Annotated in this window: 7 protein-coding genes; 4 read left to right on the forward strand and 3 right to left on the reverse strand. The window is 36.8% G+C overall.

Annotated elements, in window-relative coordinates; genetic code table 11:
• Positions 1 to 22: 22 nt before the first annotated feature.
• Positions 23 to 868: a pantoate--beta-alanine ligase gene (gene panC / locus WH188_RS13660; RefSeq protein ID WP_021190242.1), complete on the reverse strand. Its 846-nt coding sequence runs from the start codon at positions 866 to 868 to the stop codon at positions 23 to 25.
• A gap of 151 nt (positions 869 to 1,019) precedes the next feature.
• Between panC and WH188_RS13665 the strand changes: the two genes are divergently transcribed.
• Complete coding sequence (locus WH188_RS13665) at positions 1,020 to 1,844, forward strand: glycogen/starch synthase (protein ID WP_031288421.1); 825 nt, start codon at positions 1,020 to 1,022, stop codon at positions 1,842 to 1,844.
• A gap of 175 nt (positions 1,845 to 2,019) precedes the next feature.
• Positions 2,020 to 2,499 (forward strand): 2-C-methyl-D-erythritol 2,4-cyclodiphosphate synthase, encoded by a 480-nt coding sequence (gene ispF / locus WH188_RS13670; protein ID WP_021190240.1) that lies wholly within the window; start codon positions 2,020 to 2,022, stop codon positions 2,497 to 2,499.
• Here the strand turns inward: ispF and WH188_RS13675 are convergent.
• Positions 2,496 to 3,713 (reverse strand): TCR/Tet family MFS transporter, encoded by a 1,218-nt coding sequence (locus tag WH188_RS13675; RefSeq protein ID WP_132769166.1) that lies wholly within the window; start codon positions 3,711 to 3,713, stop codon positions 2,496 to 2,498. The genes ispF and WH188_RS13675 overlap by 4 nt on opposite strands.
• A gap of 462 nt (positions 3,714 to 4,175) precedes the next feature.
• Here WH188_RS13675 and WH188_RS13680 point away from each other — a divergent pair, with 462 nt between their 5' ends.
• Together WH188_RS13680 and uvrC are read left to right on the forward strand one after the other, a co-directional pair.
• A complete protein-coding gene (locus WH188_RS13680) occupies positions 4,176 to 6,431 on the forward strand; it encodes a transglycosylase domain-containing protein (protein ID WP_132769164.1) in 2,256 nt (751 codons plus the stop codon).
• Between the two features lie 73 nt (positions 6,432 to 6,504).
• Positions 6,505 to 8,307, forward strand: coding sequence for an excinuclease ABC subunit UvrC (gene uvrC, locus WH188_RS13685; protein WP_168127583.1), 1,803 nt, complete (start codon positions 6,505 to 6,507; stop codon positions 8,305 to 8,307).
• Positions 8,308 to 8,414: 107 nt separating this feature from the next.
• Here the strand turns inward: uvrC and era are convergent, their stop codons facing one another.
• Positions 8,415 to 9,293: a GTPase Era gene (era, locus tag WH188_RS13690; protein WP_132769161.1), complete on the reverse strand. Its 879-nt coding sequence runs from the start codon at positions 9,291 to 9,293 to the stop codon at positions 8,415 to 8,417.
• Between the last annotated feature and the right edge of the window lie 176 nt (positions 9,294 to 9,469).

The raw sequence follows: 9,469 nt of genomic DNA on the forward strand, positions 1-9,469 counted from the left end.
GTTAATAAGTATAATGTGACATTTAATTCAAAATCATGTTATCAATAAGCCGTACATCTTCGACCCGCGCAGTGACAAGTGCTACATATTGTTTATCTTGTTCAATTGTTTTGATTTCTTTCAATGTCGTTGTTTCGCAAATAGCGAGATATTCTAAGGTAATACCTTCGCTGGAGTTCAATAGTTCTGTTGCCTGTTTATTTAATTGAAGTAAAGGTATCTTTCCAAAGTTACTTTTGATATACAGAAGTGTTTTGGACAAAGCTAACGCTTGTATTTTACCATTGGATGAGAGGCGCATGTTTCTTGAACTTAAAGCAAGACCATTTTCATCTCGGATGATTGGGCATAATGCAATGGTGATCGGTAATTGCTTTACCTTGATCATATGTTCAATAACCATGACCTGTTGGAAGTCTTTTTGACCAAAGCATGCAATATCTGGTTGCACTAAGGCGAATAATTTGTAAACGACTTGCGTTACACCTTGAAAGTGCCCCGGTCTCATTTTCCCTTCCCATATAGTATCTAATCCGTTTAGATCAATGTGCCATTTTTCATTTGGATCAGGGTACATCTCCTCTACGGTCGGTAAGAATAAGACATCACAATGAGCAGCTTCTAATAATGCGATATCATGCTCAATGGGTCTTGGATACTTTTCTAAATCTTTTGGGTCGTTAAATTGTGTTGGGTTGACAAAAATACTGCAAACGGTGACATCTGATAAAGGTTTTGCATAATTCAGTAAAGAGATATGTCCTTCATGTAGTGCACCCATTGTTGGGATAAGAGCTATTTTTTGTTTGTTGATTCGTGCTGTTTCCAGGTAATCTTGGAGCTCTTTTTTAGTCTCGAAAATTCTCACTTTTAGAAATTTTAATACAGGGCAAAAGTGGGGAATATATTTGTGAATATAAAACGATGATTTGTAAGGAATTGTATTGTCGGGATATTTTTTGTATCTTTGTAGACCGATTTTACTGTTCTAATAAAAATAAAATAAATAAAAACTGGAGATGGCAAAAACGAAGATATTGTTTATAACCCACGAGATGTCGCCTTTCCTCGAATTAACTAAAATTTCTGAAATCACGCGTCAATTGCCACAGGCTATGCAAGAGAAAGGATTTGAAATCCGTATTCTTATGCCTCGTTTTGGTAATATTAATGAGCGTAGAAATAGATTGCATGAGGTAATTCGTCTGTCAGGCTTAAACATTGTGGTGGATAACAATGACAATCCGCTAATCATTAAGGTAGCTTCATTGCCTGCGGCACGTATGCAGGTTTACTTTTTGGATAATGAAGACTATTTTCAGCGGAAAAAAGTTTTTCGTGACGAGAATGGAGAATTTTTTAATGATAACAATGAGCGTTCTGTGTTCTTTTGTAAAGGAGCACTGGAAACGGTTAAGAAGTTAGGTTGGTCACCAGATGTGGTACATTGCCACGGTTGGTTTTCAGCATTAGTGCCGGCTTATTTAAAGACGACATATAAAGATGATCCTACTTTTAAAGGTGCCAAAGTTATGTATTCGTTGTATAACGAAGAGTTCTCCGGAACTTTAGGCGATAAATACAGAGAAATTGCCCCTGAAGGTGCATTGACAAAAGATGATGTTGCTAGTTATGGTGACGGTAGTTATGTCAACATCTATAAAGGTGCTTTGGACTTCACCGATGTAGCGGTTGTAGCTGAGGAGGGTGTTAATCCAGAAATTCTAGCATATGCAAAAGAAAAAGGAATTCAGGTCTTTGAACCTAATGGTGATGAAGATTATGAAGCTTTCAATGATCTTTTTGATCAATTTGCTCCTGTAGAAGAAGAAACAACGGTTTAAAATAGAAATTAAACGTATTTAAATAGCGTCTAAGAAATTAGACGCTATTTTTTTGTGAAATATCATCAGTGAAGGATCTCTTATATATTAGATTAAAATCTGATTGTTAACAAATAAGTTTTGCGTTTGATTTAATGGTAAGGATGATAATTTAAAATGTTACCTTAGCTTTATTATGAAAATTAAAGTTGGATTTGGCTTTGATGTCCATCAATTAGAAGAGGGGCATCCATTTATAGTAGGTGGAGTAGAATTGGATCATCATGCTGGTGCATTCGGCCATTCGGATGCGGATGTTTTGGCTCATGCCATTTGTGATGCGCTCCTGGGGGCCGCAAATTTAGAGGATATTGGTTATCATTTCCCAAATACAGATGAGCAATGGAGAGGTATTAGCAGTCTTGTTTTACTGAAACATTGTGTTAAGCTAATTGGAGATAAGGGGTATACCATAGGGAACATTGATGCTATGCTATGCCTGGAGGCTCCTAAAATTAAACCGTATATCGGACAGATGAAGGCTAAAATATCGGAGGCCTCAGGTTTGGACGTTGATGATATTTCGATCAAAGCAACGACGAATGAATCCATGGGATTTGTCGGAAGACAAGAGGGGGTAGTAGCATATGCTGTTTGTTTGATCGAAAAAGCTTAAACTTTCTGTTTCTTTTTAAAAAAGAAGCAGGCAACAATAAAACTGATTGCTGTAAGTACGAATCCTAGATAGAAAGGAGCTCCTGGTAAATAAAGGGCTTCTTTTTTATCTGTAAAGTGAGCAAACAACCAGCTCATGACGGGAGGGCCTATAATGGCTGTTAAGCTAATAATACTTGTTAATCCACCTTGTATCTGTCCCTGCTCATTCGATGGCGTTTCGTTGGATACAAGGCTCTGGATAGCTGGCCCTGCGATTCCCGCAAATACATAGGGTATTACGGCTAGGAAAATTAACCATGGAGCGTATGCCATCCCCATTAAGGGCATCGATATCACGTAGAGTCCAGATCCAATTAAAATACTTTTTTCTAATCCCAATTTTGGAATAATAATTCGAATCAGTCCGGCTTGAACTATAGCCAACAACATACCTATAAAACCCAAAGAGATACCAACCATTCTTTCATCCCATTGATATCTTTCCATGGTGTAATATGACCAAGTACTTTGTACGGCATGAGAAGAGATGTTTATCAGAAAGATGCAAAAAAATAATTGTTTTAGATGCGGGTATTTAGCAAGTTGCTTGAAGGCACCTACCGGATTTGCATTTTTCCATCTGAAAGGTCTTCTGTTTTCTTTTTTTAATGATTCTGGAATGAAAAAATAACCATATAAGAAATTCAAAAAGCTTAATAATGCTGCTGCGAAAAACGGTATTCTGGCACCATAATGCCCCAATAACCCTCCTAGCAATGGACCTACTATAAAACCTAAGCCAAATGCAGCTCCCAATAATCCGAAATTCTGAGCTTTTTTCTCGTGCGAACTGATATCTGCTATAAATGCAGCAGCTACTGTGTAGCTGGCTCCTGTAATACCTGCTATAAACCTACCGATGAATAACCACAGGATGGTTGGAGCTAACCCCATGAGTAAATAGTTGATAGAAAAGCCTAAGAGTGATATTAAAAGGATGGGTCTTCTACCAAATCGGTCACTGAGATTACCTAACACGGATGCAAAGAAGAATTGAGTTAATGCATAACAAAACATGAGCAAACCACCATATCGCGATGCATCACTTAATGTGCCGCCAATCAATTCTTCAATTAATTTAGGCATTACAGGTATAATAATACCTAAACCAATGACGTCAATTAGTACGGTTAAAAAAATGAAAAATAGACTTTTTGAAGTGTTGACTTGCATATTTTACTGTTTTTTATTTTTTAGATAGGCTTTTAAACGATTTACTGGCCTATAGCTTTATCATTTATTTTAATAATCTATATGTTTTTGCCTGTCACGAATGACAGACAATTGATTTGTTTTTAAATCTAAACTAAATTTCTGAAATACCAAGCTTTAGCGATATTGAAAAATTAGGATCATACCCTAAGGATTGTTTTTGAACCAATCAAAGGCGATCTGTTTTATTTAGAAAATGGTTTTAAAGACTGAAATGTGCGATTGGTTTAAAGTTTCTTTTTTGTAGTAATTGATTCTTTTTCAGTGTTTTTTTAACGGATGTTGTATCGAATGAAGATTCCTCAAAATATTTGTAATATCTTTGTTGTCATGCACATAATCTTTGGCACATTATCTGATATTGTAGCGGAGGCATATGTCATCATATTTTATAATGATCAAATCGAGAAAGAATAAGGTTCAATGAAGAGAGAATCAAAAAAAAACCAACTGCAACCAGAAGATATTAAGCGGTACACACGTAATTTCTGGAAATTTATTATTGGAATAATAGCTTTTGGGTTTCTATTTATATTTAGTGTTCGCCTGGGGTTATTTGGAAAGTTACCGTCTTTTAGTGATTTAGAAAATCCTAAGAGTAATTTAGCTTCGGAAGTTATAACGGAAGATAATAAGGTTTTAGGTACTTATTATATTCAAAATAGGTCAAATGTGAAGTATAGTGAGTTGTCACCTTACTTGATACATGCCTTGATCTCAACAGAGGATAAGCGTTTTTACGATCACTCCGGTATTGATTATACACGTACTTTTACGGTCATTTTCCACACTTTAACTGGAAATAAACAAGGAGGGAGTACGATTACACAGCAATTAGCTCTTAATTTATTTTCAGACGGTCGTGCTAAAAGTGCTCCTAAGCGTATCATTCAAAAGTTTCAGGAATGGATAACTGCTGTTCGTTTAGAGCGTAATTATACCAAAGAAGAGATTATCACCATGTATTTCAATACAGTGGACTTTGGAGCATATAATACCTATGGTATTAAATCAGCCGCACGTACTTATTTCAATACAACTCCTGATAAACTTACTGCAGACCAAGCTGCTTTATTAGTGGGTATGCTGAAAGGTCCGGGCGTTTATTCTCCTGTCAGGTATCCGCAAAACGCATTAGCGCGTAGAAATACAGTCTTGGACAATATGAATAAAGCAAATTTCATTTCTACAGAGGAAGAGGCTAGTGCACAAGCTAAACCATTGGGATTACAATTGAAAATCGCCAATTATGGGGAAGGTTTAGCACCTTATTTTCGTGCGGTATTAAAAGAAGAAATCAAGAAAGAATTTTCAAAATTATCGATTACCAAATCGGATGGTACACCTTATGATCTGGATCGTGATGGGTTGAAAATTTATACAACAATTAATATGTCCATGCAGCAATATGCTGAAGATGCCCAGAAAGAATGGATGAAATCTTTACAGGGTAAGTTTGCTGTACAATGGAAAAATAAGGATCCTTTTAAAGGAGATAAAGCCAAGTTACTGACGACAGGTATGCGACGTTCTGAACGCTACCGTGTTTTGAAGGAAAATGGACTTTCTGAAGATGAAATCAAGAAAGCATTTCAGGTAAAAGTTCCGATGTCTATTTTCACTTGGAAGGGTTCTGTGGATACTGTTATGGCTCCGATTGATTCTATCAAATACAATAAATTGATGTTACGTAATGCAATGATGTCGATGGAACCAAAAACTGGACATATCAAGGCTTGGGTCGGTGGAATAAATTTTGAGCATTTCAAGTATGATCAAGTAAAAATGGGGACGAGACAGGTCGGTTCAACTGCCAAGCCATTTACTTATGCTGTCGCAGTTGATAATGGCTACTCTCCATGTTACAGTATTCCAAATTATCAACAGACTTATGGAAATTGGACACCAAGGGGTACAGCTGAAGGTGGGAATCCGATTACTTTAGCTAATGCATTGGCCTTGTCTCAGAATTATGCGACTGCATATTTGGTGAATCAAGTTACACCGGAGGCAGTTGCTGCATTGACGAAACGTATGGGTATTACCAGTGATGTCCCGAACTATCCATCCATTTCACTTGGAGCATATGAAGCTTCTGTATTTGATATGGTTGGTGCTTATTCGGCATTTGTAAATCATGGTACCTGGATTGAACCTAATGCGATCTTGAGGATCGAAGATAAGAATGGAACTCCTATTTATGAAAAGGCACCTAAAGTTGTTAAGGCTTTGAACAGTGAGTCTGCTTATATTATTGTAGACATGTTAAAATCGGTTGTCTCGAAAGGTACAGGAAGACGAATTCAATGGAAATATCATCTGACGAATCCAATCGGAGGAAAGACGGGTACAACCAATGATAATGCTGATGCTTGGTTTATCGGGATCACTCCTGAACTGGTGTCGGGTGTCTGGACAGGAGCTGAAGATCGTAGTATTAGTTTTGCGAATATGCAAGACGGGCAGGGAGCTGCAGCAGCAATGCCTGTATTTGCACTTTATATGCAGAAGGTGTATGCAGATAAAAACCTCAATTATACGAAGGGCGATTTTGAACTTCCTGAAGGTGGGCTAACGCGAGTAGTCGACTGTTCTAAGTACTGGGGAGGGGGCGGAAGCTCCGGAGCAGACAGCACGGGTTCGGAATCAAACTTAAATGATGATCGATTAGGTTTTTAAATTTTATTAAATAAAGATATAAAGCCAGATAATTGAGTTTTTCGAAATTTGTTATCTGGCTTATTTGTTATATATGAGCGTGTTTGATTATAAAGAGGAGCTTAAAAGAATTCCACATAAGCCTGGGGTTTATCAGTATTTTGATAAACAGGATGTCCTGATTTATATCGGTAAAGCTAAAGATCTCAGGAATCGGGTTGGTTCTTATTTTGTGAATGAAACGCAACATAACGGTAAGACGCGTGTATTAGTTCGTCAGATCAACCGTATTTCTTTTACAATTGTAGATACGGAGATTGATGCATGGTTGCTGGAAAATTCATTGATTAAGAAACATAAGCCCAAGTATAATGTATTATTAAAAGATGATAAAACTTATCCTTGGATTGTCATTAAAAATGAACGCTTTCCCCGAGTTTTTTGGACACGTAAATATATTAAAGATGGCTCTCGGTATTATGGTCCTTATGCCTCTGTAGGGATGATGCACATTGTATTGGACGTAATCCGGGATCTTTTTCCGCTAAGGACCTGTAATTTGGCACTGACTCAGGAGAATATTGCTAGGGGTAAATTCAAAATTTGCCTTGAATATCAGATTGGCAACTGTAAAGGTCCATGTGAAGGTTATCAATCTGAAGAAGATTATGATCAGAATCTGAGTGATATTAAAGATATTTTAAATGGTAAAATTTCTGTTGTCACGAATAGGATTAAAGAGCAGATGTCTGCTGCAGTATCGGAAATGAATTTCGAAAAGGCGCATTCCTTTAAGATGAAATTAGATAAACTGGATCTGTATCAGAGTAAGTCTACAGTTGTTAATTCATCTATCACGAATGTTGATGTTTTCAGTATTGCATCGGATGAAAGTTATGCTTTTGTTAATTATTTAAAAGTGATGAACGGGGTAATCATTCAAACACAGACTGTTGAAATGAAGCGGCGACTGGATGAGACTGAACAAGAACTTCTTGCTTTAGCGATTCCTGAGATCCGGGATCGGTTTAAAAGCTTATCACGAGAAATTATCGTTCCATTTGAACTGGATATTCAGGAAAATGATCAGATCAAATTTACGGTTCCAAAACTAGGGGAAAAGAGAAAACTATTGGATCTATCGTTGAAGAATGTAGCGTTCTTTAAAAAAGAACGATTGCTACATTATGAGAAATTGAATCCAGATGTACGTGTAGATCGTATTTTAACGCAGATGAAGAAAGATTTGCGGTTAAATGTCTTGCCTCAGCATATTGAATGTTTTGATAACTCTAATATTCAAGGTAGTTATCCTGTATCTGCTATTGTAGTCTTTAAAGATGGTAAGCCATCAAAAAAGGATTACCGACACTTCAATGTTAAAACAGTAGTAGGTCCAAATGATTTTGCCACGATGGAGGAGGCTGTATATAGGCGATATAAGCGGGTTTTGGAAGAAGATGGTGATTTACCTCAGTTGATTATTATTGATGGGGGTAAGGGACAGTTAGGGGCCGCTTTGAAAAGCTTGCGATTATTAGGGATAGAGAAACAGGTTACAGTAATTGGTATTGCTAAGCGGCTGGAGGAGCTGTATTATCCGGGTGATCAATATCCTCTCTATTTGGATAAAAAATCGGAAACTCTTAAAATCATTCAACACTTGCGGGATGAAGCCCATCGGTTCGGAATTACTTTTCACAGAAATCAACGTAGCCGAAAAACTTTTGTATCTGAACTCGAAGATATTCCTGGCATAGGTAAGACTACGGTAGAGAAATTACTGACTACCTTTAAATCTGTTAAGAAGATTAAAGAGGCTCCAGAAGAAGAGTTGAGAAAAGTGTTGAACTTAAAACAGCTACAGGCACTTTTAGCACATTTTAAGCGAAATTAAGCGCGTTTGTCTTGCATTTTTTATTAAGAGAAAAGCCCCAATAAGTTGATCACTAATGGGGCTTTTGTATGCTGGTTAACATTTGTACTAAAAACTATTTTCTAGCATTAGTCGTCATAACCAAATCTTTTTAAGTAATTTTTCTTACTTCTCCAATCTGGAATTACTTTTACGAAAACCTCAAGAAAGACTTTTTTGTCAATAAATGCCTCAATATCCTGGCGAGCGTACGTGCCGACTTTTTTAATCATTGATCCACCGGTACCGATGATGATATTCTTTTGTGAATCACGCTCCACAATGATTTCTGCAGCGATACGAGTGATCTTCGGTTCTTCTTTATAAGATGTAACAACGACTTCAGTACTGTAAGGAATTTCCTTGTCATACAGTTTGAATATTTTTTCGCGAATCATTTCCGAAACAAAGAAACGCATTGATTTGTCTGTTAATTCATCTTTTTCATAGTAAGGAGCATGTACAGGAAGTTTTTCCTTGATATAGTCCATTACTCCAGTGATATTATGATTAAGAAGTGCTGATACCGCAAAAATAACTTCTGGGTTGATCGTTTCTTTCCAGAACTCTACTTTAGCCATCACTTCAGCTTCGTTAGACTTATCAATTTTATTGATAAGAACAGCTACTGGAGAACTTGTTTTTTTTAATTTCTCAATAACATCATTTTCATCATATTTTTCATTGATATCTGTAACAAGTAAAATAATGTCCGCATCGATCAGCGATCCTTGGACAAAATTCATCATTGATTCTTGTAACGAATAGTTTGGTTTGATGATACCAGGTGTGTCTGAAAAGACAATTTGGTGCTCCTCATCATTGACTATTCCAATAATGCGGTGTCTTGTTGTTTGAGCTTTAGGAGTGATGATAGACATCTTTTCACCCACTAAAGCGTTCATTAGCGTAGACTTACCTGCATTAGGTTTACCGATGATGCTTACGAATCCTGCTTTATGCGACATTTTTTTTAATTTAATTAGGATTACAAAGAAACAAAATATATCTTTGTGCTCCAATTCGGAGGTAAAGATATCTTGCTTTTTAACACAAAAAGGACGATTGAACTAAAAATATATTGCGGGATGGAGCAGTTGGTAGCTCGTCGGGCTCATAACCCGAAGGTCATCAGTTCGAGTCT

This window comes from Sphingobacterium sp. MYb388, from assembly GCF_037479535.1.
GTDB lineage: Bacteria > Bacteroidota > Bacteroidia > Sphingobacteriales > Sphingobacteriaceae > Sphingobacterium > Sphingobacterium anhuiense.